The organism is Aquisphaera insulae, from assembly GCF_011064615.1.
Classification (GTDB): Bacteria; Planctomycetota; Planctomycetia; order Isosphaerales; family Isosphaeraceae; genus Aquisphaera; species Aquisphaera insulae.
On the sequence record NZ_JAALJH010000010.1, the window covers coordinates 77,374 to 103,765 of the forward strand.

A 26,392-nucleotide genomic window follows, 5' to 3' on the forward strand; every position below is an offset into this window, starting at 1 on the left:
GGCCCTGATTCGACGGGCCGGGCCGAGCATCTTGCGTCCGGCCTCTCGATTCCCTCCGAGGTTGGGATCGAGGATGCATCCTCATGGGTCGTCCGAAACGGCGTCAGCTTAGCACCGACCTCCAGGATGGTCAATCATAGCTAAGCAAGGCGTTGCTTTTGGGAATCATTGCGGCGTGAGATGGACAAAAGCACGTGGGATATCGCGGATTCGTGGGGGCGCGAACGGTCCCACGGCCGGCCCGCCCGGGCGAAGGGCCGGCCCGCCCGCCCGACGCGATATCCTGGGGAATGCTAGTGTGAATGTGCTTCGATTTGACTGTCGATCGTCGCGATGAGGTCGCCCCCGGGATCGCGACCGGGGGCCCCGGCCGCGATCCGCCCCCGGTAGTCGCGGGCGGCATCGACGTCCCCGAGCCGGGCGTGGGCGAGGGCGAGGAAGATGTGGTCGTTCGACGTGCCCTCGCCGCCACGGATCGCGACGGATCGCCCCAGGGCCTCGATCGCCGCGCCCGGATCCCCCGCGCGGTAGAGTGCGGCCCCCAGGGTGGTCCAGTAGTCGGCGCGGTCCGGATCGTCGTGGGTCGCCCGCCGGGCCAGCTCGACGGCCCGGGCGGGATCTCCTCCCAGCTCGGAGCCCTGGGAGACCAGGAGCCAGGCGAGTTCATTGCCGCAATCACGGCGTTGCCTCAGGGCCTCGGCGTTGCCGGGGCGGGCCGAGGCGATCTCCGACAGGATGTCGTAGGCGTGGGCCAGGGCCTGTTCCGCCGCGGCCCGATCGGCCTCGCGGGTGCTCAGGGACCGCGCCAGCGATCGGTAGCGGTCGGCCAGCGTCTGCCGAGCATCCGGGGGGGGCGATCCGAGGGCCGCCGCCCCGGCCCCCAGGGCGGCCGGACCGTTCGGGCGCGGGCCCGGGATGGATGTGCGGAGCCCTCCCTTCGGTCGGCCCCGATTCGTCGAGGGGGCCGTCGGGCTCACCAACCAGGCCGCGTTCGATAGCGCCCCCATGGCCAGGATGTAGGCGGGATTGAGGAAGCCGTTGGCCAGGCAATCGATCATGTACAGCCCCGTCAGCCAGGCGACGATGGCCATGGGGGCCGTCGCCGTGTCGGACCATCGGGCGGCCGGGAACCTGATGACGAAGCTCCACGCCGGCAGGAGCATCATCGTGGACCAGCAGATCAGGCCGACGATCCCCGTCGTCCCCAGGAAGATCACCCACATCCCGTCGGTGTCGACGATGTCCCGGCCGCTGCTGTCCGTGACTCGACTCCGCCCCCATCCGCCCCATCCGAAGGCGGGTTGCTGCAGGGCCTTCTTCACCAGGATGTCTTCCATCCTGAATCGGTAGTTGAGCGAGTCGGCCCGCTCCGCGCTCAGGTAGGTCTCGATGAATCGCACGAGCCCCTCGCCCGTCCAGATGTTGGTCGAGCGGGCCACGTGATAGGCGGGGGGGACGAGCAGCACGGCGCAGAGCAGGAGCCCGGTGCGGAAATGGGCGGAGAGCCAGAGCATGATCAGGCCGAAGATCAGCAGGGTCGTGGCACCCGAGGTGCGGCAGAGGAGCGTCGTGATCAGGAGCGACAGGAGCGGGAGTTCCAGCGGGATCGGGCCCAATTTACGGAGCGAGCCGGACTTCCAGAGCCAGGCACAGCTCAGCGACGCGGCCGACATCCACATGCCGAGCTCCAGGCCGGTCGAGAAGAAGACCCGGGGGCGCCACCCTCCGAGCCTCGCCCCCTCGAAAATGCCGAAGCCGTAGACCCGGGGCAGCAGGACGGCGCTCATCTTCATCTCGAACAGGCAGAAGGGGATCAGCGCGATGCCGCTGAAGGCCATCCCGATCGCGAGGTCTCGGAGCCCCTCCCGGTCGCCGAGATAGGCCCTGCCGATGAAATACGGGAAGGCCCACACGATCGCGTTCGAAAAGAGCGAGGAAAGCGCGTCATAGGCTCCCAGGCCATTGACGAGGGACGAGATCGACGGGCAAAGCCACCACGCGATCGTGGGCAGGTCGAACCACCGGAACCGGAACGCGAGGATGCGGTTCGGCTGGAAGATCAGCGTGCCGATGAGGATGCCGAAGACCGTGGCCGTCAGCTTGGTGAAGTCGGGGATCCCCGGGAGCGAGAAGCCCGTGGGGGGGAGGAGGATCCAGCCGCCGATGGTCGCCGCGACCACGGCCTGTCGGGCCGGGACGAGGGCGAACAGGAGCAGGCAGAAGGGGATCCAGCCCAGGAGGGCGATGTAGATCAGGATGAACACGGTGAGTGATGCTCGGCCGAAAAGCCCATTCGGTGCGGCCCGCGGGGTCCGCCGATGGCCTGGGCCATCGGGTCGGCCGCCGGCTCCTCACCCTCTAGGATAACGCGCCGCCCCCAATCCGGTGATCGGAAAACAGCCGGTGCCTGCGGACGGGAGGCCAGGCCGCCCGACCCGGGCGGGGGCGGCCCCGGCCTCAGCCGGCCGTCGGCGCCGGCGGATCGCTCTGCTTCCAGGGCAGGAGCACGCCGAGCACGCCGGGCCGCGTCTGATTCTGACTGTCCAGGTCCTGGAGGGTGAATTCGCAACAGTCGTGGTGGTGGTCGATGACGCCGGAATACTTGCTGGCGCTGCCGATGGTCAGGAGGTAGGTCGTGGGGGCCAGCAGCCGCGGCGGGATGACCACGGTGAAGGAATGGACCCCGGGGTGCAGCCGCTCCCCGGTATCCGGGCTGGTGTCCCGGATATCCGAGTGGAGCACCCTCGTCCCTTCCATGTTCTGGAGATAGAGCGTCAGGTAAGTGCCCGCCACGGGCCGGCGGACCTCGTAGGTCAGCCGGATCGTGATCGGCTCGTCGCACGCGAAGTCGGAGCCGGCCTCCTCGCCGTCGGGCCGGAGGACCTCGGCGGAGAGGAACTGACCGGGCTTCTGGGGATCGGGCTGGAAGGTCGCCCGTGCCGCGTTGTGGTCCAGGCCCGCCTTCATGTAGGACATGATCACGTCCTTGACCGGTCCCACCTCCTCGACGCAGCCGTCCTTGAGGTAGACCCCCAGCTCGCAGAGCTGGCTCAGAGCGCCCATGTTATGGCTGACGAAGAGGACGGTCCGGCCGCCCCCGGCGGCGACGTCGCGCATCTTCCCGAGGCATTTCTTCTGGAAGGCGTAGTCCCCCACGGCGAGCACCTCGTCGACGATGAGGATCTCCGGCTCCAGGTGGGCGGCGATGGCGAAGGCCAGGCGGACATACATCCCCGACGAATAGCGCTTGACGGGCGTGTCGAGGAACTTCTCGATCTCGGAGAAGGCGACGATCTCGTCGAACTTCCGGTCGATCTCCGCCTTCCTCATGCCCAGGAGGGTGCCGTTGAGGTAGGTGTTCTCCCGCCCGGTGAGCTCGGGATGCATGCCCGTGCCCACCTCGAGGAGGGAGGCCACCCGCCCCCGCAGGCGGGCCAATCCCGAGGTCGGCTCGGTGATCCGGCTGAGGATTTTCAGGAGCGTGGACTTCCCCGCCCCGTTGCGGCCGATGAGGCCGACGACCTGGCCCCTCTGCACCTCGAACGAGACGTCGCGGAGGGCCCAGAAGTCTGCGGTCAGGGTCCGGGACTCCGACTTCCGCCCGGTCAGCAGCCGCCGGGCGCGGATGCCGGTGGAAGCCAGGGCGTGCCGGAGCGTGAATTCGGCATAGCCGGCGCGCCGGTTCGATGACTCCGACCCGGAGACGACGACGTAACGCTTGCTCAGGTTCTCGATCGAGATGATGGGGCGGCTCATGGGCGTGATCACTCCTCGGAAGGGAGACGGCACCTCGGACGCGGTGCGGCCTCAGGCGAAGTCGGCGAAACGGCGCTCGGTCCGGCGGAAGTAGAAGAGCCCGAACACCAACAGCGCCAGCCCCGAGATCGACGAGATCAGCAGGTACGTCGCGTTCAGCGGGGCCCCGAGGATGACGGCCCTGTACGCGTCGATGATGCCGTACATGGGATTGAGCGACAGGAGATATCCAAACCAGCGGTGCTTCGACATGTCCGGGGCCGCGTAGAAGACCGGCGTCGCGTACATCATGAACTGGACGAGGAAGGGGATGATGTGGCGGAAATCGCGGTAGAAGAGCGTGAGCGACGCCAGGATGGTGCCGATGCCCAGCGTCCCGATCAGGGTCACCAGGATCAGCAGCGGGAGGAAGACGATCGTCCAGGCCGGCGGGATCCGGTAGATCGTCAGGATGACCGCGTAGATCCCCGTCGCGTACGCCATGTCGACCAGGTAGACCGTGGCCGCGGTCAGGGGCAGGAAGAGCCGCGGGAAATAGACCTTCGTCAGCAGGTGCTGATTGGTGAGGAGGCTCAGGGCCGCCGCGGGCATCCCCTGCGAGAAGAGCATCCAGGGGATCAGGCCGGCGAAGACGAACACGGGATAGGGGAGCTGCTTACCGTTAACCTCCGGCGTGGGGATCTTCAGGATGAACGCCAGGAAGCAGAAGACCAGCATCATGATCAGCGGCTGGAGCACGGCCCAGGCGCTGCCCAGGACGGTCTGCTTGTATCGCGCCGAGATGTCCCGCCAGATCAGGAAGAAGAAGAGTTCGCGGAAGGCATACATCTCCTCCCAGTCGATGGCGATCCAGCCGGTTCGGGCACGGAGGACGATCTCGGGAGATTCGTGAGCCTCGCCGACGGCCTGGGGAGTTTCCGGACCCTCGTCGAGGTTCGCGTCGTCGTCGCTCCGTTGCTGCGATGGCATGGTCTTGGCTTCAATCATGGCTTTCCAGGGTAAGGTTGAGGCGCCGGGGTGACGGTCGTACGCAAGGGTGGGTTCAAAGGGCCCGCGTCGGGCGTCCGAATCGTCGTCGCCCTTCGTCCTCCGGCGCCACACGGCGAATCCGGCGGCTCGAGTGGGGGCAGGAGGTGCGATCGTTGGATGGGCCGGCTGGTCTCATGGCGGTCGTTTCGCGACTCCCAGTTCAGCAAATCTCTTGTTTCCGTGCAATCGCGACAGGCCCCGAAGCGGGGCGGTCCCCTGGCGCGGCGAGGGGGTCCGCGGGCGCGGGGGAGCGATGCTCGATCACCGCGCTGCGCCGGCCGGAGAGGCGGCCCAGCCAGTACCGGCAGACGCCCAGGGCCTGGGGGAACTTGGCCAGGACGATCCAGGCCGCATTCCGGCCGGCGTCCGCCGCCGGCCAGCCCCGGCGGCTCGCATAGTAGCGCCGCGTCCTGAGATAGAGGAGCGGATAGCCGGCCAGCAGCGCCAGGCTCAGGCCCCACGTCGGCCAGGCCAGGCCGAGAGCCGCCGCCGGGACCAGGAGGCCCCAGAAGGCCGCGCTGCGGGTCTCGCGGACGAAATGCCGCTCCGGCCCGCCGCCGTGCATGGCCGAGCCCTCCGCGTAGGCGTGGCCGGCCCGCACCGAACGCTTCCACCATTGCCCGAATCGCGTCATGTCCATGTCATGGATCGTCATGTCGGCGTCGAGGCGGAGGACCTTCCATCCCTTCCTCCTCAGCCGCAGGCAGAGCTCCGGCTCCTCTCCCGCGATGATCGACGGGTCGTAGCCGTCGACCTCGCGGAACGCATCCACCCTCATCATGGCGTCGCCGCCGCACGCCCCGGCCTCGCCGATCGGCGTGTCCCATTCCATGTCGGCCAGGTGGTTGTAGACCGTGGCCCGGGGGAAGCGTTCGCGGCGACGCCCGCAGGCGACCGCGACGCCCGGGGACTGCTCGAGGGCCTCCATGGCGCGGTCCAGCCACCCCTCGCACACCTCGCAGTCGCCGTCGATGAACTGGACGAATCGCGCCTCGGGGTCCGTCCGGACGAGCCGCTCGAGGCCCTCGTCGCGGGCCCGGGCCGCGGTGAACGGCCGGGACATGTCCAGCTCCACCACCTCCGCGCCGGCGGAGCGGGCCCGCTCGACGCTGCCGTCGGAGGAGCCGGAGTCGACGTAGACGACGGTCAGTCCCCGGCCCGCGACGGAGCTCAGGCAGCGGGCGAGCCGCTCCCCCTCGTTGCGGCCTATGGCCACGACGCCGATGACGCTCATGCCTCTCCTCCCCCCGGCGAAGTCCGGGCGATGATCCGGGCCGGGATCCCCACGGCCGTGGCGTGGGGCGGGACGTCGGCGAGGACCACGGCGTTGGCCCCGATCCGGCTGTCGTGGCCCACCCTCACATTGCCCAGCACGCACGCGCCGCAGCCGATGTCGACCCGATCCTCGATCGTCGGGATGGCCCGGAGCCTGTCGGTGGTCGCCACGCCGAACGTCGTGCAGTGGCGGATCTGGACGTCGTCGCCGATGGACCGGGCGTGCAGGACGATGCCGCCGTGGTGCCAGATCCGGACCCTCCGGCCCAGCCGGACCGTGTACGGCAGGTGGATCCCGCCGACGAGCTCGGCCAGGTAGGCGAGGAGCCGGAAGCACAGGGTCAGCGGCGCGCGGACCAGGCGGGACCGGAAGCCCATCCGCCAGTTGCCGAAGCGATGGACGGCGACGGCCCAGAACCCCGGATCCATGAAGTGGCCTTCATAGGTGCGGAGGTCCTCTCGCAGCAGCGCCATCAGGCCGATGCCGGGCGGGTTGAGGTCCCGGTCCCCGCGGGGCAGGGGGGGGAGGCCCTCGTCGGCCTCGGCCTCGGCCGGGGCGGGGTCGCGGGTTGCGGGATCGACGATCGGCGACATCGGGTGGTGGTCTCGCGAGGGATCGACGGCGGACGGCCTCACCTCGAGGCGGCCGCGGTAGCTTCGGACTTCAGCGCCGGATTCTCCACGTCCTTCAACTCGAAGCCCGTGCGGAAGACGCTGTGGCGCCACGAGTCCGACAGCAGATGCCGCGGGTCGGTGTCCGGCTTCCGCTGGATCGAGTTGCGGATCCGCCAGGCCACCAGCCCGAGCAGCAGGGCGGCGTCGGCCATCGCCGTGTAGAGCCCGCCGTGGTTCTTGAGGAAGAACCGCCGCCGCGCCTCGAACCAGTACGCAGGCCGGCGCTTCGTGACGACCGCGACGTCGTGGGAGATGCCCGTCGAGGCCCCCTCCAGGTGGACGACCACGCTCCCCGGCACCTGCCAGGTCTCCCAGCCGGCCCGCTTCGCCCGCAAACACAGGTCGATGTCATCGAAGTATGTGTAAAGGCCGTCGTCGAGCACGCCGACCTGCCTGAGCATTTCGGTGCGGAGGATCATGCTGGCGCCGGCGACCCAGTCGACGCGGGTCGGCTCCGGCGACTTCGGCAACGGCCCGGTCCCCATGAGCCGGGTCGCCAGCCCCAGCTTCATCCCCCGATCCAGCTCCGAGCGGATCCCCTGGAACCGGAACGGGGAGCCCTGGTCGCTGCCGTCGGGGGAGATCAGCCGGCTCCCCGCGATCCCGGCCCGGGGATGCCCATCCATGAAATCGATCAGCGCCGCCAGCGCCCCCTCGCGGACGAGCGTGTCGGCGTTGAGGAGGAGTACATACTCCGGCGGGTCGTCCGAATCCAGCTCGGGGCGGATCAGCAGGTTGTTCCCCGCGCAGAAGCCGAGGTTCGGATGGGTGACCGTGAGGTCGCACCACGAGCCCCATCCGTTCTCCTCGATGGCCGCCGCGAGCCGATCGGCCGCGTCGGCCCCCGTGCCGTTCTCGCAGACGCCGACGCGGATCCCGGGCGTCCTTCGGATCTCCGGCTCGAGCGACCTCAGGCAATCGATCGTCAGGTCGGGGACCTTGTAGCAGAGCACCACCACGAATAGCTTCATGAATCGGGCAACCTGGGGGACATCTCGCTCGGGGCTCCGGCGAGCCACCGCGGATCCGGTGGGGATTGGACGACGCGCCCGCCGATCCGGGCGAGGGCTACCGTTGATCGTGGACGAGGCTTGATCGCCGAAGAGCCGGGGAGATGCCCGGCACCGCGAACCCCGCCGGGGTCGCGAAGGCCATCAGATTGGGAGGGTACAGGAACTTCTCTCGGGCTGAGCTTTCCCAATCCAATGGTCCCTCCCGGCCGCTCGCCTGTCAATGTAATGTTAGGCCCGTTGCGTCTTTTCAACTCGCCGCGGCGGGATCGAAATACGCCCCGGCGCATTTGTCAAATCGATCCGAGCTATTCTATACTACGGCGGGCCGGGCGAGTTGTGCCGGCGATGAAGATCCGATGAGTCATCGGGAATACTCCGAGGTCCCGACGCGGCCTCGAGCCAGCGGCAGGGGGGTGATGGTGCCAGCGAATCCAACGGATGTCCCCGTCTTCGTCCTCTGCGGCGGCCTCGGCACGCGATTGCGCGAGGAGACCGAGGTCCGCCCCAAGCCCATGGTCCCCGTGGGCCACCGGCCGATCCTCTGGCACATCATGCGGACCTACTCCCACCACGGATTCCACCGCTTCATCCTCTGCCTCGGCTACAAATCTGAAGTCATTAAATCGTATTTCCTTAACTACGCCTCGATGAACAGCGACTTCACCGTCGGGTTGAAGGAAAACAACCTGACGGTGCATTCGATCGACCATGAGGAGCACTGGGAGGTCACCCTCGCCTACACCGGCGAGCTGACGATGACCGGGGCGAGGGTCCAGCGGGCGGCCGCGAAGTACCTGGGCGACGCCCGCCGGTTCGCGGTCACCTACGGCGACGGCGTGACCGACGCCGACCTCGCCGCCGAGTTCAGGTTCCACCTCGATCAGGGCCGCATGGGGACCGTCCTGGGGGTGAACCCCCCGTCCCGGTTCGGCGAGCTGAAGGTGGACGGCGCCCAGGTCCAGGAGTTCAGCGAGAAGCCCGACTTCGTCGACAACTGGATCAACGGCGGCTACTTCTTCTTCGAGCGCGAATTCCTCCCCTATCTCTCGCCCGACGAGGGCTGCGTCCTGGAGCGCGACCCCCTGATCAAGCTCGCCCGGGACGGCCAGCTCAGCATGTTCAAGCACCGGGGCTTCTGGGCGTGCATGGACACCCAGCGCGACCTCGAGCAGTTGAACAAGCTCTGGGCCTCGGGGGATGCACCCTGGGCCGTCTGATCGGCGTGCGAACTTCCCGCTTCTCAACCCCCCGCGACCCCACCCCATGAAAGTCTTCGTCACCGGCCATCAGGGCTACATCGGATCTCACCTGGTCGACGTCCTCAAGCAGGCCGGCCACTCCGTCGTCGGCGCCGACATCGGCCTCTTCGAGGGCTGCGGCTGGGAGCCCCTGGTCAAGCCCGACCGCCACCTCAACAAGGACGTCCGCCAGCTCGAGCCGGCCGACCTCGACGGTTGCGACGCCGTCATGCACCTCGCGGCGATCTCGAACGACCCGATGGGCGACCTGAACGCCCAGATCACCTTCGACATCAACCGCGACGCGTCGATCCGGCTGGCGAAGATCGCCAAGCAGGCCGGCGTCCCTCGCTACCTGTTCGCCGGCAGCTGCTCGGTCTACGGGCAGGGGGAGAAGCTCGACCTGGACGAGGGGGATCCCCTCAACCCGCTCACGGCCTACGCCAAGTCCAAGATCGACACCGAGGTGGCCGTCTCCGAGCTGGCCGACGACGCCTTCACCCCGGTCTTCCTCCGCAACTCGACGGCCTACGGCCACTCGCCGATGCTCCGGATCGACCTCGTGGTCAACAACCTCCTGGGCTCGGCCCTGTCCTACGGCGAGATCCGGATCCAGTCCGACGGCTCCCCCTGGCGCCCCCTGATCCACTGCCGCGACATCGCCCGCGCCTTCGTCGCCATGGCCGAGGCCCCCAAGGACGCGGTCCACAACAAGGCCATCAACGTCGGCGCCAACTCCGAGAACTACCAGGTCCGCGACGTCGGCAACCAGGTCCAGCGGCTGATCCCCTCCGCCAAGATCACCTACACCGGCGAGGTCGGCGCCGACCCCCGCAACTATCGCGTCAACTTCGACCTCCTCTACTCGCTCCTCCCCGACTTCAAGCTCCAGTACAACCTGGCCTCGGGCATGGAGGAGCTGCACCGCAAGATGGTCGAGCACGGCTTCGGCAAGAAGGACTTCGAAGGCGACCAGTTCGTCCGCCTGCGGACGCTCAAGCATCGGTTCAACCTGCTCGGATAAGGCGAAAGCACCATGATCTTCACCGAGACCCCCCTCGCGGGCGCGTTCGTCATCGACCTGGAGAAGCGGGGCGACGATCGCGGCTTCTTCGCGCGGGCCTTCTGCGAGAAGGAGTTCGGCGCCCACGGGCTGGCCACTCACTTCGTCCAGGTCAACAACTCGCTGAGCGCCCAGAAGGGGACGCTGCGAGGGATGCACTACCAGCTCGCCCCCAAGGCCGAGACCAAGGTGGTCCGCTGCATCCGCGGCGCGCTCTACGACCTGATCCTCGACCTCCGCAAGGACTCGCCGACCTTCGGCAAGAGCTTCGGGGCCGAGCTGACCGCCGAGAATCGCCGGGTCATGTACGTCCCCAAGGGCTTCGCCCACGGCTTCATCACCCTGGCCGACGACACCGAGGCGTTCTACTTCGTCGACGAGTTCTACGGCCCCGAGGTCGAGCGGGGCGTCCGCTGGAACGACCCGAAGTTCGCCCTCGAATGGCCGATCGCGCCGGCCGTCCTCTCCGACAAGGACGCCAACCAGCGCGACTTCGATCCGGCCTGGCACCTCTCCGCCTGACCGGCGACCGGAGCACACGTCATGAAGATCCTGTTCACCGGCGGCAGCTCGTTCACGGGGTACTGGTTCCTCCGCGAGCTGGCCGCCGCCGGCCATGAGGTCGCGGCCCTCTTCCGCAAGTCGGCGGCCGGATACGACGACTCGCCGCGGCGTCAGCGCGTGGCGATCGCGTCCGGGCTCTGCCGCCCCGTCCACGGCTGCTCGTTCGGCGACGACGCGTTCCTGTCCCTGGTCGCCGAGGGGGGCTGGGACCTGCTCTGCCATCACGCGGCCGACGTCACGAACTACAAGAGCCCCGACTTCGACGCGATCGGGGCGGTCAAGAACAACACCCACAACCTCCCGAAGGTCCTCCGGGCGCTCGCCGACGTCGGCTGCAGGCGGATCCTCCTCACGGGCAGCGTGTTCGAAGGGGGCGAGGGGGCCGGCTCCCAGGGCCTGCCCAACTTCTCGCCCTACGGGCTGTCCAAGGCCCTGACCGCGCAGGCGTTCCAGTTCTACGCCCAGCGCGACGGATTCGGCCTCGGCAAGTTCGTGATCCCCAACCCGTTCGGGCCGTACGAGGAACCGCGGTTCACCGGCTACCTGATGAAGAACTGGCTGGCCGGGAAGGAGGCATCCTGCTCCCAGCCGTCCTACGTCCGCGACAACATCCACGTCTCGCTGCTCGCCAAGGCGTACGCCGATTTCGCCGGCCGGCTCCCCGCGGCCCCCGGATTCACCCGCCTCGGCCCGATCGGCTACGCCGAGAGCCAGGGGGCCTTCACGGTCCGGATGGCCCAGGAGATGCGACCGCGGCTGAAGCTCCCCTGCGCGGTGACCCTGGCGAAGCAGGCCGAGTTCCCGGAGCCCCGGGTCCGCGTCAACACCGACATCGTCGACGTCGACGCCCTGGGCTGGGATGACGCCGGGGCCTGGGACGAGATGGCCGACTACTATCTGAAAGCCCACGCCGAGGCGGGGGCTCGCTAGGGCTTCCTGAGGCCGGTAGGGCGCGGCTCCGGCCGGAGCAGCGCCCAGCCGAAGATCAGGCCGTGACGGGGGACAGGGGCTCCCCGACCGCCTCCTCGCCCCGGAAGAGCGCCACGAGCTTGCCGGCCTCGGTCGAGGCCCTGTGCCGCTGTGCGACGCGGGCCGCGCCGGCGGCTCCCATCCGCTCGAGCTCCTCGACGGGGGCGTCGAGCGCCTCGCGGAGGGCCTCGGCGAGGGCCTCCGCGGAACTCGCCGGGACGAGCCATCCGGTCACGCCGGGCTCGACCAGCTCCGGGATGCCGGCGACGTAGGTGCTGATGACGGGCCGCCGCAGCGCCAGGGATTCCATGATGACCACGGGCAGCCCCTCCGCGAAGCTCGAGAGGACCGTGGCGCGACAGTCGCGGATCAGGTCGCGAATCGTGGCGGTGCTCTGCCAGCCCGTCAGCCGGACCCGCCCCTCCATCCGGTTCGCGGCGATCAGCCGTTCGATCTCGCCGCGGAGCGGGCCGTCCCCCACCAGGATCAATTCGAACTCGACCCCTTCGGCGTGGAGCCGGGCGGCGGCCTCGATCAGGGTCAGGTGTCCCTTCTGCTCGACGAGCCGCCCGACGCAGACGATTCGACGCGCGTCGGGGATCGGGCCGGGATCGGTCTCCAGGAACATGGGATCCAGGCCGCAGCGGACGATTCGGATCTTCGGCCACTGGTCATAGGAGACCCAGCGGCGCACCTGGCTCCGGCCGTACTCGCTGATCGCGGCCACGAACTTCGCCCGCCGGACCTTCTCGTCCAGCCCCAGGCCCAGGGGGGCGTCGAATTCCTCGGGGCCGTGCACGGTGAAGCTGTAGGGGGGGCCGCCGAGCCCCCGGCAGAGGGCGGCGACGGTGGTCGAGTTGGTCCCGAAGTGGGCGTGGACGTGATCGATGCCCGCCTCTCGAAAGGAGTCGACCAGGGAGCAGGCCTCGGCGAAGTAGATCAGGTGCCGGATGATCCCGCGGCCGGCGCTGCCCGCCCGGCGGCCGAGCCGGACCGCCAGGGCCAGGGTACTCCAGAAGGCCCGCGGCCGAGAGATCGCGGAGGCCAGCATGGCCCGCAGCATGCCGAGGGCCCCGGCGTCGAGGACGACCCTGGTCTTGCGACTCTCGGCCTGGTCGAGGGGGTCGACGATCGTGTCGTCCCACCGCCTGAGGGTGTGGCGGAGCACGTCGATCCCCCGGGCTTCCACCTCCGCCAGCTCGCGGCGGATGAAGCTCTGGCTGTTCATCGGGTAGATGGGGACCAGGTAGGCGACCCGGGGCGATCGCTCGTCCACGGCGGAGGTTTGCGGCTCTTTCACTTGGTCTTGATTCCCCGGGGCCGGTATCGGTCGCCTTCGGCCGGTCGACCATCAGCGTATGTCGGCGTGGAGTTCGAGGATCAGGTCGGCGGCGGCGGCGAGGTCCGGGGCCGTCAGGTAGGGGGCACGGTCCGGCCGCTCGCCCGTCGCGTCGGGGGCGAGGAGGATGGTGCGGCAGCCGGCGTTCAGGCCCGCCAGGACGTCGGAGATCAGGTCGCCGACCATCCACGAGCCGCCGAGGTCCAGGTTCAACGCCGCGGCGGCCTCCAGCAGCATACCCGCCCCGGGCTTGCGCCGCGACGTCGTCGTCATGGCCTGGTCCTCGCCGGGGGGCGCGTCGGGGCAATAGTAGATCGCGTCCAGGGCCGTCCCCTCGCGATCGAGCTGCCGCTCCAGCTCGGCGTGGATCTCGTGCAGCCGTCCCTCGGTGATCATCCCGCGGCCGACGGCGGATTGGTTGGTCGCGAGCACGGCGACGAAGCCGGCGCGGCGAAGCCTCGCCAGGGCGGCCGCCGCGCCCGGGAGGAGCCGGACGAGGCTCGGGTCGGACAGGTAGGAGACATGCTCGATCAGCGTGCCGTCCCGGTCGAGGAAGACCGCCGGGCGCGAGCGGCTCTCGCCTGCGGCGGGGCCCTGAGGGGTCGTCACGGCGTCCTCTCCGGCGGGGGGGCCGGGCGATCCGGCCGTCGCAGGAGCGTGCCGGCGATGAAGCGGCCGTTGCGGACGTAGCGGGTGAGGAGCTTCCGGGGCTCGCTCACGAGCCGGTAGAACCACTCCAGGCCCACCTTCTGCATCCAGAGGGGTGCCCTGCCGAGCCGGCCGGCGGCGATGTCCACGGTCGATCCGACGGGCACGCCGATGACGGGTATCCCCAGGTCCTCCACGTTCTTGAAGAGCCAGCGCTCGCCCTGGGGCTGGGTGGCGGCGAGGAAGAGCAGGTGGGGCCTGGCGGCGACGATCCTGGCCTTCAGGTCCTGGTATTCCTCATCCGACTGGTCCTGGAACCGGGGCGGGCAGGCGGTGTCGACGATCAGCCCCGGGTAGCGCTGCCGGAGGTTGCCGGCGGCCACCTCGGCGACCCCCGGGGCGGCCCCGGCGAGGAAGACGCGGAAGCCCTCGCGGGCCGCGATCTCGCAGAGCGTGAAGACCAGGTCGGCCCCGGCGACCCGCTCCGGCAAGGGGGACGGGCCTCGCCGCGAGGCCCAGACCACCGGCGCCCCGTCCGCCAGGATGAAGGCGGCGCGAGCATTGATCTCGCGCAGGTCCGGGTTGTCCCGCGTCAGCATCGCGTAATGGGTGTTGGCCGTGATGAAGTAGGAAGGCTTCCCCTCCTCGATCAGGCCGCGGATGGTCTCCAGCGTCTCCGCGTAGGTCAGGGGCGTATATGGGATCCCCCACACCCAGACCGGCTCCTTGATGCCCCCGACTTGCGTCATATCTCCGGTTCCCGCCCTTTTTTCTTGACGCCCGCGAAGTCCTGGGCCGGCGGGATGATCGCGAAGACCGGGCGCGGTTGCTCGGCCTCCGCCTCCTCGCCCCCGGACAGCCAGGTGAGGATCAGGAGCTCCAGGCCGACCAGGATCAAGGCGGTCGGCATCATCAGGTAGCCGGCCCAGTCGTGCGCGATCCTGTGGGCCGATTCCCCGGTCGTCAGGTAGTAGCACCACCCCGTCGCCACGATCCGGATGATGTTGCTGATGAGGGCGATGGGCAAGGCGCTGGCGAGGATCACGATCCGCTTCCAGTTGGGCATCGGGAAGAGGATGACCGTCGCCGTGACGGTGGCCGCCAGGGTCATCAGCATGGACAGGCCGTTGCAAGCCTGGGCGACCTCGAGGGTCCGGGACTGGGGCGGCGCATCGGGGACGTGGATGATGTTCCCGTCCGCCTTCACGAGCAGGCCGGTGAGGAGCATGATGAAGACGCTCCCCATGGTGGCGAGCCGCTGGAGCGGCATCGTGATGAACTGATTGACCGTCCTGGGCAGCGGGAGCATGAACAAGAGGAAGGCCACGGCCGGCCAGAGTCGCCTCAGCAGGGGCCAGCCGCCGATGATGAGCAGCAGGGAGGCGACCGCGGGGATCAAGGTCACCGTCTCGACCCACTGGGAGTTCTTCTCGTAGGCGGCGGCTCGCACCGCGAGCGTCGATGCCAGCAGCGCCCAGCTCCACCAGGGGCCGTACCCGACCGTCTCGCCGGCCCGCTCCTCCTTCGTCTCGCCCATCCGCTGCCAGCCGATGAGCAGGGCGATGGGGATCACGAGTATGCCGTGGGAGTAATTCGGCTCGGTGGTCCAGACGTCGTACAGGCCCTGGAGATTCGGCCAGTAGGCCCAGGTGAGGCTCGCGAGCCCGACGGCCGCGGCGATGAGCCGGGGCTCGGCGGCCCGGAGGCGCTGGAGCGGGGCGAGCCTCGAGGTCGGGGTCATGGCATCGGCGTTGAGAGAGGGGAGGTGGGGCAAGGCTGGGCTCCTGGACGTCATCCGGCGGAGGGCGATGAGCTTGCGGCCATGGACCGGGCCCACATCGGACGCGTCGGCTCGACCCGTTCGTCGGCCTCGACGCACACTCTCCGATCGTCCTCAAGGCAAGTCTAGATCGTCTCGGCCGGGTCGGCCTGCGGGGTCCTCTGGCGGTTGTACGTGTAGCGTCCGTAGTAGGAATCCGACGTGCGAAGGCCGTTGATGACGGTGCCCAGCACGGGGATGCCCGCGTTGTCGAGCTGGCGGCGAGCCCTCTCCACCTGGGGGGACCGGCTGACCTCGAACCGGGTGGCCAGGAGGGCGCCGTCGGTCCAGCGACCCAGGGCCAGGGCGTCGGGGACCGGCAGGATCGGGGGAGAGTCGATGATGATCATCTCGTAGGTCTGGCGGAGCTGGGCGATGATCATGGGGAAATTCCGGCCCTGGACGATCCGGCTCGCGTCCGGCGTTGGCGTCCCCGCGGACAGGAGATGGAAGGTCCCTCCCTGCACCGGGATGACCAGCTCTTCGACCTTGGCGTCCCCCTGGAGCGCGTCGCTCAGGCCCGGGCCTTCCGGGACATCCAGGAGCGGGCAGAGGGCCGCGCGGCGGAGGTCGGCGTCGATCAGGAGCGTCGAGATCCCGGCGTTGCCGCACCGGGCCGCCAGTTGGGCGGCGAGGGTCGTCTTGCCCTCACCGCCGACGGCGCTGGTGACCAGCACGCAACGCCCCATCTCCGCCTCGTGGTGGTCGCCGCAGACGGCGAACCGCAGGTGATCCAGCCGCTGGATGAAGCGGTCGATCTGGTCGTCGCTCCCCGACCGCCCGATCGCCCGCTGCTTGGGGATCGGCGGCAGGGCGTAGACCTCGGACTGGACCCGGCTCGACAGCGCGTCGGGGTTCGCCACCCGCTCAGCGCGGATCTCGAGCAGCAGGAAGAGGCCCAGGACCGCCCCGAGGACGACCACCGGGAGGATCGCCATGAACTTCAGCCGCTTGTTATTGAAGGTCTCCTTCGGCGCCCTGGCGGGGTCGATTCGGGGGATCGTCACGGCCGCCTTGTCCTGGGTGAACTGCAACTGGAGGATCCGCCGCTCGATCTGCTGGGCGGCCGAGGTGAAGTTCGCCAGCTCGGTCTGGTAGAACGTGGCCTGGACCGCGTCGCTGTTCGAGACGGTCTGCTTGATCTCGTATTTCGCGCTCAGCTTCGTGAGCATCTCCGCCTTGGTCTTCAGCTCGGCGATCTTCTGGACCAGCTCCTGCATCGATTCGCCCCGCTGCGGCGGCGCCGTGCCGCTCGTCGTGACGAGCTGCAGCCGCTGCCGGATCTGCTCGCTCTTCGAGGGCCACATGTCCTCGTATTGCTTCTTGAGGGCATCGAGGCGAGCCAGGGTCGCCTTCAAGGCCGGATCGCTCGCCCTCTTGGCGACCTTCCGGACGTGCTCGTACTCGTCCTCCACCTCCTTGATCTGGTTGCGCACGGCGATGACTTCGGGATCCCTCAGGAACTCGTCGTCGATCTGGGCCTTCGTCACCTTGGCCGTCTCCTCGCCGGCCGGGGGCACCACGTCCGGCGTCGCGGACGCCTGGGCCTGCATGGCGGCGAGCCTCGCCTCCGCCTCGATGAGGTCGAAATTCGTGTCCAGGAGTTTCTCGTGGGCGCTCTGGAACTCCGTCATTGCCGCCTTGTCGAAACTCGGCTGGGCCTCGCCGGGCGTATCCCCCTTGGCGCTGGACTCCTTCTTGACCGTGATGCCCCCTTTTTGGGCCAGCTTGAGCAGGTCATCCTGCCGGCGCTTGATCTGCGGGTCGATCGCGGTCTTCCGATACTCCTGCAGGGCCTCGACCTCGTCCTTGGCGGTTTTCCGTTGCAAGCTGGTGATCTTCGGCGGGATGACCTGGGACGGGTCCGGCTGGGTCGTGAGCTTGTAGGCGTTCGCCACCGCGTTGACGACCTTGGCCGCCTCGTCCGGGTTGGTGGACTCCAGCGAGATCCGGATGAACGTGGTGTTGGGGATGATCGCCACATCGAGCTTCCGGCGGAGATCGATGAGCTGATCCTTGGAGTCGGCGAACATCGAGAACTTGGCGATCGCGGGATCCACGATGAAGGCCGCGTCCAGGACGGGGTCGCTGGTGACCGAGATGAGCTGGGTCTTGAGCCATGCCGGCTCCGAGCCGCTCAGGGTCTGATTGCTCACCGGGACGAACGGGTCGTTCTGGTTGGATTGCACCTCCACCAGGCTCGTGGCCTGATAGGTCGGCTCGACGAGCGAGTAGATCAGGTAGACCAGCGGTGCCGAGACGATGATCCAGACCAGGAGGATGCGCCACCAGTTGCGGCCCAGGCCACGGAGGAGCTGCTGGCCGTCGATCGCGGACGACGAGGAGGCGACGGGGATTGCGTCGATCTCGCGGGGCGCGATGACCTGGGCCGGGGGCCTCGCGGGGGCGGGCTGCCGGGCGGGCAAATTCGCGTCGATCCTGTCGGGGGTGTTCATCGTGGGCTCTACTCGGTGGGGTTGAGTAATCGAGGCGATCCGCCCATCTCTTCTCGTCGGGGGGGCCGCCGGCCCGCTCGCCGTCGCCCTGACTCACTGGCGCCGTGCTCTCTCGCCGCGGAAGTCCCCTAGCTTCACAACCTGGTTCCGCGAAAGTCAATGCCTCTGGAGGCGGATCGGACTTCCAGATCCCGCCGGGATGCCTATCGACATCATCGCCCCACGGTCGGCGCATCCGGGGACCCGGACGGCGGAGGCCGTTGGATGCATGGGTTATTTCTTGGCAGCCCCGCGCCGCTCGATTTCGTCGACGATCAGGCCGAGGAGCCTTTCCGTCTCCTTGCTGGCGGCATCACCCCCGTACGGGTGCTGGACCTGGATCTTGAACATGGACGGGTGATAACGGAACGCCTTCCAGTTCTCCTCCATGTCCACGTCCCATTTCCCGGAGTTCTTGAACGAGTGGTAGACCTCCCGGGTCTCCGTGGAACGGCCGAACAACTGCCTTTGGAAGGTGGCGGTCTGACCCGGGGCGAGGGCGGCCGGGACGGTCACCCGATCGGCATGGGACCTGATCTCCATCCCGCCGGCGGGGTAGCAGACCTCCGGGACGTGTCCCCAGACCGAGACGGCCAGGCCATAGAGGACCATCACGTCGGCCGTCAGCCCCGTCTTGCTATCGGTGTAGGTCCGGATCACGTGGTCGCTGGCCCCGGCGACGCGGGCGATCTCCGGCTCGAGCACCTGCTCCGACCCGGGCTGCGCCTGCCAGGTATCGAACGAGAGCGGCAGCTCGATCAGGGGGAACGGGGAGGCCTCGCTCCCCTTGCTCAGGGCGGCGAACTGCCAGTCTCGCCAGTAGCGGATCCCGCCCGAGACCGCGATCAGCGCACAGACCAGGGCCAGCCGCTTCCACTCGAAGTGGACCGCGGCCTTCGGGACGTCCTGGACCTTCTGGGGGAGTTCCACTGTGGCCATCACAAAACCGTCCATTTCGGGGTGCTGCTACGTCTCACCCTGAGGGCGGGAAAGCTCCCGTGGGTGCATGCCCGCTTCATCGCACCATTATTATTCATTGTAGGACACCGGCGCTCAAGATCGTGTTGCCGCTTCGATACATGCTCGTCCCGTCGATCCATGAGCGTCCCGGGGCTCCGGCGGAGGTCCTCTCGTGGCACCATCGGGGCCGCCCCGGTATCATGGCCGTCGCCGAGACGAGGTGTCCGCGGGGCGGGCCCGGCCCGGCCGGCGTGGGCTCCCTCCTCGAGGAACACCCCCCGGCGAGTGCCCCGGGCGGTCACGGAGGATCGGCCCGTCGAACCCCCGAGGGATGCTCGATGACCGCGATTCTGGGGATCTCCGCCTTCTATCATGATAGTGCTGCCGCCCTGGTGGTCGATGGCGAGATCATCGCGGCGGCCCAGGAGGAGCGGTTCACGCGGGTCAAGCACGATCCCGCCTTCCCTTCCGGGGCCATCGCCTACTGCCTGCGAGAGGGGGGGCTGGCCCCCGGGGATCTCGACTATGTCGCCTTCTACGACAAGCCGCTGACGAAGTTCGAACGCCTCCTCGAGACCTACCTGGCGTTCGCGCCGGCCGGCTTCCGCAGCTTCCGCCTGGCCATGCCGCTCTGGCTGAAGGATAAGCTGCACATGCGGCGGACCATCCGCAAGGCCCTGGGCTTCCCGCCCCGCGCCCGGCTCATCTTCGCCGACCATCACGAGACCCACGCGGCCAGCGCCTTCTTCCCCAGCCCGTTCGACGAGGCGGCCATCATCACCCTGGACGGCGTCGGCGAGTGGAGCACGACAACCTTCGGCGTCGGCGAGGGGAACCGGATCCGGCTCACCGATCATATCGCATTCCCCCACTCGCTCGGGCTCCTCTATTCCGCCTTCACCTATTACTGCGGCTTCAAGGTCAACAGCGGCGAGTACAAGCTGATGGGGCTGGCCCCCTACGGCCGGCCCGTCTATAGGGATATAGTCCTGGAACGGATGATCGACCTCAAGGATGACGGAAGTTTCTGGCTGGACATGGATTATTTCCAGTATTGCCAGGGGCTGACGATGACGGGTCCGAGATTCCACGACCTCTTCGGCGGGCCGCCCCGCGCCCCGGAGTCGGACCTCGAGCCGCGGCACATGGACCTGGCGGCGAGCATCCAGGCCGTGACCGAGGAGATCGTCCTGCGGATCGCCCGCCACGTGGCGGCAAAGACCGGCAAGAAGCACCTGGTCCTGGCCGGCGGCGTGGCCCTCAACTGCGTGGCCAACGGCCGGCTGCTCCGCGAAGGACCGTTCGAGGACCTCTGGATCCAGCCGGCGGCCGGCGACGCCGGCGGTGCGCTGGGTGCCGCGCTCTTCGTCTGGCACCAGCTCCTGGAGAAGCCGCGGCGGGCGTCGGCCCGGGATTCCCAGAAGGGGAGCCTCCTGGGGCCGCACTTCGATGCCTCGGCCGTGGCCGAATTCCTGGCCGACAAGCCCTCGGGCGGCCGGCGGTTCGATCGCGAGGAGGAGCTGGTCGAGCACGTCGCCGAGCTGCTGGCCGAGGGCAAGATCGTCGGCTGGTTCCAGGGCCGGATGGAGTTCGGTCCCCGAGCCCTCGGGGCGCGGAGCATCCTCGGCGACCCCCGCTCCCCGGCCATGCAGGCGACGATGAACCTCAAGATCAAGTTCCGCGAGAGCTTCCGCCCGTTCGCCCCGATCGTCCTCCGCGACCGGGCCGCCGAGTGGTTCGAGATCGAGCCCGGCCAGGAAAGCCCTTACATGCTCATCGTCGCCCCGGTCCGGGAGGAGCGCCGGGTCCCGATCGACGCCGAGGCGCTCAGGGTCATGGAGGACGATCCCGACCTGCGCCGCCGGGTCAACGTGGTCCGCTCCGAGATTCCGGCCGTGACCCACGTCGACTACAGCGCCCGGCTCCAGACCGTGGACGAGGACCGCAACCCGCGGCTGACGCGGCTCCTGGAGGCCTTCGAGCGGCTGACCGGATGCCCTGTGCTGGTGAACACAAGCTTCAACGTCCGTGGGGAGCCGATCGTCGGCTCCCCGGAAGACGCCTATCGCTGCTTCCTGTCCACCGACATGGATGTGCTGGTCCTCGAGGACGTCGTCCTGATCAAGGACGAGGCGACCCGCCAGGCCGGCGCGGCGGCCCGCGAGGAGTACCTCGCTCAGTTCCAGCTCGACTGAACGAAGGGCCCTACCGCCGCGGCAGTGTGATCGCGGGGCGTTCTGGTACAACAGTGATGGCGGCTGGTCGATCAACCGAGCCCTTTCGATCCGGAGGACGCGGAAGTCATGCAGTGGTCTGATATCCAGTTCCGGCCGGACGCTCGCACGCTCCGCCAGTTCGCCGGGCTCTGGCTCGTCTGCTTCGGCGGACTCGCGGCCTGGGAAGGATTCGGCCGCGGGCATACCACCGCGGCGACGGCCCTGGGAATCCTGGCCCTGGCCGTCGGCGTACCCGGATTGCTCCGACCTCAGGTCTTGCGGCCGATCTACGTCGGCTGGATGGTCCTCGCCTTCCCGATCGGCTGGACCATCTCGCAGATCATCCTCGCCGTCATGTACTACGGGCTGTTCACGCCGATCGGACTGATATTCCGCCTCATCGGCCGGGATTCGCTCCATCGTGCCCGCCGCCCCGGGCAGGCGACCTACTGGGCGCCGAAGGCCACCCCGACTGATCCCCGCCGTTATCTCAAACAGTTCTGATCCATCATCTCCCGCGGGATGCGACGACCATGAGCCAGACGACCGACAAGCCCGTCAACGAGACCGAGAAGGCCGCCGCCAGCGAGTTCGAGAAGCTCGCCGCCGCCCAGCAAAGCGAGAGCCTCGTCAGCGAGTTCCTCGCCTTCCTGGCGGAGAACAAGAAGTGGTGGCTGCTTCCGATCGTCGTCGTGATGCTGCTGCTGGGCGTGCTGATCTTCCTCTCCAGCACCGCCGCCGCGCCGTTCATCTACACCCTCTTCTGAGCCCGGGCCTCACTCAAGGCCATGGCCCAAGCCGAGGGGTCCGGCCCCCTCCTCCCACCGCAGGTGAGGGATGGGGGAGGGGGCGATCGCCGTCGCGAGTCGCGGCGTGATCGTCACTTCGCCTTGCCCTGCGCCGCCACCGCCGCGGCCGCCTTGGCGATCTCTTCCGGGTCGCCCAGGTAGTAGTTCTTGATCGGCTTGAGGTCGGCGTCGAGCTCGTAGACCAGCGGCACGCCGGTCGGGATGTTCAGGGCGACGATCTTGTCGTCCGGGATGTTGTCCAGGTACTTCACCAGCGCCCGCAGGCTGTTGCCGTGGGCGGCGATGATGACCTTCTTCCCCGCCTTGATGGCCGGGACGATCTCATTTTCCCAGTACGGCACCACCCGCGCCACGGTATCCTTCAGGCACTCGGTCAGCGGCAGCTCGGACTTGCTCAGCCCCTGGTAGCGGGGGTCGGAGCCGGGATAGCGCGGGTCGGACTCCTCCAGCGGCGGGGGCGGGGTGTCGTAGCTCCGCCGCCAGATCAGGACCTGCTCATCCCCGTACTTGGCCGCCGTCTGGGCCTTGTTCAGCCCCTGGAGCGCCCCGTAGTGCCGCTCGTTGAGCTGCCAGGCGTGGACGATCGGGATCCACATCTCGTCGAGCTGGTCGAGGGCCGTCCAGAGCGTCCGGATCGCCCGCTTGAGGACCGACGTGAACGCGATGTCGAAGGTGAAGCCGTCCGCCTTGAGCAGCTCGCCGGCCTTCTTCGCCTCGATCCGGCCCTGGTCGGAGAGGTCCACGTCGGTCCAGCCGGTGAAGAGGTTCTCCTTGTTCCAGACGCTCTCGCCATGTCGCAGCAGCACGATCTTGGTCATGGGTTCTCCAGCCATCGAATAGCCCGGTTTCCGCCGGCAATTCCCGCCATTGTCCGGTGCCGGGGCGAGGCGGTCAACCGGGCGACCGATGCCGGCCGCTGCCCCGTGTCCCCACCCCGCGGGCCGAGATAGACTCGGGGCCGGGATCGGACCGCTCGCCTCCCCGAAGGATCCACGCCATGCCCTCGCCGTGCCTCCGCTCGCTGCCGTCCCGGCTCGTGCCGCTCGTCCTCCTCGGCCTCGCGGGCCTCGCCCGCTCGGCACCGCCGGCCCGGGACGTCGAGCCCCGGGTGAATGAGCTGCTGGCGAGGATGACCGTCGAGGAGAAGATCGGCCAGCTCCAGCAGCTCGACAGCGTCCCCAACACCTGGGCCATCCGCGACGAGCACCGAGACCTCGCCTCCCGGGGCCTGGTCGGCTCGTTCCTGAACATCCGCGGGGCGAAGGCCATCAACGAGGCCCAGCGGCTGGCCGTGGAGAAGTCCCGGCTCAGGATCCCGCTCCTCTTCGGCTTCGACGTCATCCACGGCTACCGCGTCATCTTCCCGACCCCCCTGGCCGAGGCCAGTAGCTGGGATCCCGCCGTGGCCGAGCGGGCCGCCGGCATCGCCGCGGCCGAGGCCGCCTCCACCGGCCTGAAATGGACCTTCGCCCCGATGGTGGACATCGCCCGGGATCCTCGCTGGGGGCGGATCATGGAGGGCTCCGGGGAGGATCCGTACCTGGGCTCGGTCCTGGCCGCCGCCCGCGTCCGCGGCTTCCAGGGGGACGACCCGGCCGCGCCCGACCGCGTCCTCGCCTGCGCCAAGCACTGGGTGGCCTACGGCGCCGCCGAGGGGGGCCGCGACTACAACACCGCCGAGCTCTCCGAGCACACCCTCCGCACGACCTACTTCCCGCCCTTCCGTGCGGCCCTCGATGCCGGGGCACAGACCTTCATGTGTTCGTTCAACACGATCGACGGCGTCCCCGCCTCGGCCAACCCGTTCACGCTGACGAAGGTCCTCCGCGACGAGTGGCACTTCGACGGCCTCCTCGTCAGCGATTACGAATCCATCAAGGAGATGATCGCCCATCGCACGGCCGCCGACGGGGCCGACGCCGCCCGCCAGGCGCTCAACGCCGGCGTCGACATGGAGATGGTCAGCCGCCTCTTCGCCGAGCACCTGCCGAAGCTCATGGAACAGGGCAAGGTCCCGCCGGCGAAGCTCGACGAGGCCGTCCGGCGGATCCTCCGCGTCAAGTTCCGCGCCGGGCTGTTCGAACACCCCTACGTCGATGAGTCCCGCGAGGCGAAGGTCGTGGGCGCCCGCGAGCACCGGGCCGCCGCCCGCGAGATCGCCGCCCGCTCCACGGTCCTGCTCAAGAATGACGGCGGCCTCCTCCCGATCAAGCCCGCCACCCGCGCCATCGCCGTGATCGGCCCGCTGGCCGACGACCCCGATGCGCCCCTCAGCCACTGGCGGGGCGACGGCCGCGTGGAGGACACGGTGACGCTCTTCGCCGGGCTCCGGTCGAAGGTGCAGGGCAGGGGGGACGTTCAGGTCACTTACGCGAAGGGCTGCGACATCGAGGGGGACTCGGTCGACGGCTTCCCCGAGGCCGTCCGCCTGGCCCGCCAGGCCGAGCTCGCGATCGTCGCCGTCGGCGAGTCCTCCGCGATGAGCGGCGAGGCCGGCTCGCGGAGCTCGCTCGACCTGCCCGGCCATCAGCTCAACCTCGTCAAGACGATCCAGGCGACGGGCGTCCCCACGGTCGTGGTCCTGTACAACGGCCGGCCTCTCACCATCGGCTGGATCGCCGACCACGTCCCGGCGATCGTCGAGGCCTGGCTCCCCGGCACCGAGGGGGGCAACGCCCTGGCTGACGTCCTCTTCGGCGACGTGAACCCCGGCGGGAAGCTGCCGGTGACCTTCCCCCGCACGGTCGGCCAGGTGCCGATCTATTACAACGCCCTCAGCACCGGCCGGCCCGCGAAGGCTGACAATCGCTACACGTCGAAGTACATCGACCTCCCGTCCGACCCCCAGTTCCCCTTCGGCTACGGCCTCAGCTACACCCGCTTCGAGCTCTCCAGCCTGACCCTGAGCGCAAAGTCGATCGCCCCCGACGGCAAGCTCACTGTGTCCGTGGACGTGAAGAACGTCGGCGACCGGCCGGGGGACGAGGTCGTCCAGCTCTATCTCCGCGACGAGGTCTCGAGCGTCGCCCGCCCCGTCAAGGAGCTCGCCGGCTTCCGCCGCGTCACGCTCCCGCCGGGCGGCACCCAGACCGTCCGGTTCGAGCTCGGCCCCGACCGCCTGGGCTTCCTCGACGCCAACCTCAGGTTCGTCGTCGAGCCCGGCCAGTTCCAGGTCACCGCCGGGACCAGCAGCGTCGGGGGGCTGACCGAGGGGTTCGAGGTCGCGGGCCCCTGACTGGAGTGATTGCAGTGACCTGCGGGAATCGATAGCGCTCGTCAACGCCTCCTCTTCCACGTGATCAAGACGGTGAGGTCAAATCCGGCGCTTGATTTATCGGCACGTTAACGGCAAGATAACGGCAGTAAACCCTCTCGCGAAGGTGCCGCAGCGATGCCGTTCCAGCCCAACTATCGGATCACCGACCGGGCCGCGACGTACTTGATGAGGATCGGGGCGGCCCGGCAGGCCGTGGAGGATTTGCCGATCACGGCCGCGGTGCTGGCCGGACTCCGCGAGACGGCGCGGCGGTTCTCCACCCACTATTCCACGAGGATCGAGGGGAATCGGCTCACGCAGGAAGAGGTCTCCGCGGTGATCGAGCGGCAGGGGTCCATCCCTGGCCGGGAGCGTGATGAGGCGGAGGTCCTCGGCTATTACGCGGCACTCGAACAGATGGAACGTTTCGCGGCTCAGAACGAGGGCGTCACGGATCTTCAGGTGCGGACCCTCCATGCCCTGGTGATGGCCGGGGGCAAGGCGGCGAAGAAGCCCAGCCCCTACCGCGGCGGGCAGAACGTCATCCGCGAGAGTGGGAGCCGCCGAATCGTCTACATGCCCCCGGAAGCCAGAGACGTCCCCCGGCTCATGAATGAGCTACTCGACTGGCTCAGGCGGAGCGAACGCGAGGACGTGCCGTGCCCAATCCGCGCGGGGATCGCGCACTATCAGTTCGCCACCATCCACCCCTATTACGATGGGAATGGCCGGACGGCGAGGCTGCTAACCACACTGATCATGCACCGTGGCGGCTACGACCTGAAGGGGCTTTATTCGCTCGAGGAGTACTACGCTCGCGACCTTGCCGCCTATTACCAGGCCCTCACGGTCGGGCCTTCGCATAACTATTATCTGGGGCGTGCGGAGGCCGATATCACGGGCTGGGTGGAGTACTTCTGTGCGGGCGTGGCCAACAGCTTCGAGGGCGTCCGTCGCCGGGCCCGGGAGGCCGCGGATCGCGACACGAAGGACGCCTCGGCCGCACTGCGTCGACTTGACCCCCGCCAACGCCGGGCCCTGGATCTCTTCCGCCGCTCTGTCGTCATCACCAGCCGCGACGTCGAGGGCCTCTTCGGCATCTCCCAGCGAATGGCGCGAAACGTCCTCTCGTCCTGGGTGCAAAGCGGCTTCGTGATTGTCGTCGACCCCGCCAGGAAATCGCGGAGGTATCGGCTGTCCCCCGAATACGAAAAAATTGCCCGGAGTAATCCGCCTTCATATTCTGTCCAGACAGACTAGAGTCCAAG

22 protein-coding genes are annotated in these 26,392 nt (G+C 68.6%); 9 read left to right on the forward strand and 13 right to left on the reverse strand.

The genetic code is table 11. The features are described 5' to 3' along the window. Positions 1-293 precede the first annotated feature (293 nt). The 6 genes from G6O54_RS08485 to G6O54_RS08510 all read right to left on the reverse strand — a co-directional run bounded on the left by G6O54_RS08485 (position 294) and on the right by G6O54_RS08510 (position 7,706). Positions 294-2,264, reverse strand: a complete 1,971-nt coding sequence (locus G6O54_RS08485) for a tetratricopeptide repeat protein (protein ID WP_165223203.1) — start codon at positions 2,262-2,264, stop codon at positions 294-296. A gap of 193 nt (positions 2,265-2,457) precedes the next feature. After that, a complete protein-coding gene (locus tag G6O54_RS08490; protein ID WP_165223206.1) occupies positions 2,458-3,756 on the reverse strand; it encodes an ABC transporter ATP-binding protein in 1,299 nt (432 codons plus the stop codon). 51 nt (positions 3,757-3,807) lie between these two features. Then, positions 3,808-4,725 (reverse strand): ABC transporter permease, encoded by a 918-nt coding sequence (locus G6O54_RS08495; RefSeq protein WP_165223209.1) that lies wholly within the window; start codon positions 4,723-4,725, stop codon positions 3,808-3,810. Positions 4,726-4,945: 220 nt separating this feature from the next. After that, positions 4,946-6,019: a glycosyltransferase family 2 protein gene (locus tag G6O54_RS08500; RefSeq protein ID WP_165223212.1), complete on the reverse strand. Its 1,074-nt coding sequence runs from the start codon at positions 6,017-6,019 to the stop codon at positions 4,946-4,948. After that, entirely contained in the window at positions 6,016-6,654 is a 639-nt protein-coding gene (locus G6O54_RS08505; protein WP_165223215.1) for a serine O-acetyltransferase, read from the reverse strand. The genes G6O54_RS08500 and G6O54_RS08505 overlap by 4 nt, the downstream gene beginning before the upstream one ends. Positions 6,655-6,692: 38 nt before the next feature. Next, positions 6,693-7,706: a glycosyltransferase family 2 protein gene (locus G6O54_RS08510; RefSeq protein ID WP_165223218.1), complete on the reverse strand. Its 1,014-nt coding sequence runs from the start codon at positions 7,704-7,706 to the stop codon at positions 6,693-6,695. A gap of 458 nt (positions 7,707-8,164) precedes the next feature. Here G6O54_RS08510 and rfbF point away from each other — a divergent pair, with 458 nt between their 5' ends. Genes rfbF through G6O54_RS08530 form a run of 4 tightly spaced genes read left to right on the forward strand, consistent with a single transcriptional unit; the run spans position 8,165 to position 11,543 of the window. Further along, positions 8,165-8,965, forward strand: coding sequence for a glucose-1-phosphate cytidylyltransferase (gene rfbF, locus G6O54_RS08515; RefSeq protein WP_165223383.1), 801 nt, complete (start codon positions 8,165-8,167; stop codon positions 8,963-8,965). A gap of 46 nt (positions 8,966-9,011) precedes the next feature. Then, the gene (locus tag G6O54_RS08520; protein WP_165223221.1) at positions 9,012-10,010 is read left to right on the forward strand and encodes an NAD-dependent epimerase/dehydratase family protein; all 999 of its coding nucleotides are present in this window, start codon (positions 9,012-9,014) and stop codon (positions 10,008-10,010) included. Positions 10,011-10,022: 12 nt separating this feature from the next. Further along, positions 10,023-10,571, forward strand: coding sequence for a dTDP-4-dehydrorhamnose 3,5-epimerase (gene rfbC / locus G6O54_RS08525; protein ID WP_165223224.1), 549 nt, complete (start codon positions 10,023-10,025; stop codon positions 10,569-10,571). Positions 10,572-10,592: 21 nt separating this feature from the next. Further along, positions 10,593-11,543 (forward strand): NAD-dependent epimerase/dehydratase family protein, encoded by a 951-nt coding sequence (locus G6O54_RS08530; RefSeq protein WP_165223227.1) that lies wholly within the window; start codon positions 10,593-10,595, stop codon positions 11,541-11,543. Between the two features lie 55 nt (positions 11,544-11,598). Here G6O54_RS08530 and G6O54_RS08535 read toward each other — a convergent pair whose 3' ends face one another. From G6O54_RS08535 to G6O54_RS08560, 6 genes are all read right to left on the reverse strand, one after another. Next, the gene (locus tag G6O54_RS08535; RefSeq protein WP_165223386.1) at positions 11,599-12,810 is read right to left on the reverse strand and encodes a glycosyltransferase; all 1,212 of its coding nucleotides are present in this window, start codon (positions 12,808-12,810) and stop codon (positions 11,599-11,601) included. Between the two features lie 123 nt (positions 12,811-12,933). Further along, positions 12,934-13,530: an HAD-IIIA family hydrolase gene (locus G6O54_RS08540; protein WP_165223230.1), complete on the reverse strand. Its 597-nt coding sequence runs from the start codon at positions 13,528-13,530 to the stop codon at positions 12,934-12,936. After that, entirely contained in the window at positions 13,527-14,318 is a 792-nt protein-coding gene (locus G6O54_RS08545) for a WecB/TagA/CpsF family glycosyltransferase (RefSeq protein ID WP_165223233.1), read from the reverse strand. The genes G6O54_RS08540 and G6O54_RS08545 overlap by 4 nt, the downstream gene beginning before the upstream one ends. Next, positions 14,315-15,343 carry an exosortase/archaeosortase family protein gene (locus tag G6O54_RS08550; protein ID WP_165223236.1) on the reverse strand — a complete coding sequence of 343 codons (1,029 nt, stop codon included), beginning with the start codon at positions 15,341-15,343 and terminating at the stop codon, positions 14,315-14,317. Before G6O54_RS08550 ends, G6O54_RS08545 begins: the two co-directional genes overlap by 4 nt. A 131-nt stretch (positions 15,344-15,474) precedes the next feature. After that, positions 15,475-17,844, reverse strand: a complete 2,370-nt coding sequence (locus G6O54_RS08555; RefSeq protein WP_165223239.1) for an exopolysaccharide transport family protein — start codon at positions 17,842-17,844, stop codon at positions 15,475-15,477. A 273-nt stretch (positions 17,845-18,117) separates the two neighbouring features. Beyond that, positions 18,118-18,822, reverse strand: a complete 705-nt coding sequence (locus G6O54_RS08560; RefSeq protein WP_165223242.1) for an exosortase-associated EpsI family protein — start codon at positions 18,820-18,822, stop codon at positions 18,118-18,120. Positions 18,823-19,181: 359 nt separating this feature from the next. Here G6O54_RS08560 and G6O54_RS08565 point away from each other — a divergent pair, with 359 nt between their 5' ends. The 3 genes from G6O54_RS08565 to G6O54_RS08575 all read left to right on the forward strand — a co-directional run bounded on the left by G6O54_RS08565 (position 19,182) and on the right by G6O54_RS08575 (position 21,826). Next, positions 19,182-21,038 (forward strand): carbamoyltransferase family protein, encoded by a 1,857-nt coding sequence (locus G6O54_RS08565; protein ID WP_165223245.1) that lies wholly within the window; start codon positions 19,182-19,184, stop codon positions 21,036-21,038. A 108-nt stretch (positions 21,039-21,146) separates the two neighbouring features. Continuing rightward, on the forward strand, positions 21,147-21,563 hold the full coding sequence (locus tag G6O54_RS08570; protein ID WP_165223248.1) for an SxtJ family membrane protein: 417 nt from the start codon (positions 21,147-21,149) through the stop codon (positions 21,561-21,563). Between the two features lie 29 nt (positions 21,564-21,592). Next, the gene (locus G6O54_RS08575; RefSeq protein WP_165223023.1) at positions 21,593-21,826 is read left to right on the forward strand and encodes a DUF5989 family protein; all 234 of its coding nucleotides are present in this window, start codon (positions 21,593-21,595) and stop codon (positions 21,824-21,826) included. Between the two features lie 113 nt (positions 21,827-21,939). Here G6O54_RS08575 and gpmA read toward each other — a convergent pair whose 3' ends face one another. Next, positions 21,940-22,686 carry a 2,3-diphosphoglycerate-dependent phosphoglycerate mutase gene (gene gpmA, locus G6O54_RS08580; protein ID WP_165223251.1) on the reverse strand — a complete coding sequence of 249 codons (747 nt, stop codon included), beginning with the start codon at positions 22,684-22,686 and terminating at the stop codon, positions 21,940-21,942. Between the two features lie 179 nt (positions 22,687-22,865). Here gpmA and bglX point away from each other — a divergent pair, with 179 nt between their 5' ends. Continuing rightward, positions 22,866-25,103: a beta-glucosidase BglX gene (gene bglX / locus G6O54_RS08585; RefSeq protein WP_165223254.1), complete on the forward strand. Its 2,238-nt coding sequence runs from the start codon at positions 22,866-22,868 to the stop codon at positions 25,101-25,103. A gap of 156 nt (positions 25,104-25,259) precedes the next feature. Beyond that, the gene (locus G6O54_RS08590) at positions 25,260-26,384 is read left to right on the forward strand and encodes a Fic family protein (protein WP_165223257.1); all 1,125 of its coding nucleotides are present in this window, start codon (positions 25,260-25,262) and stop codon (positions 26,382-26,384) included. Positions 26,385-26,392 lie beyond the last annotated feature (8 nt).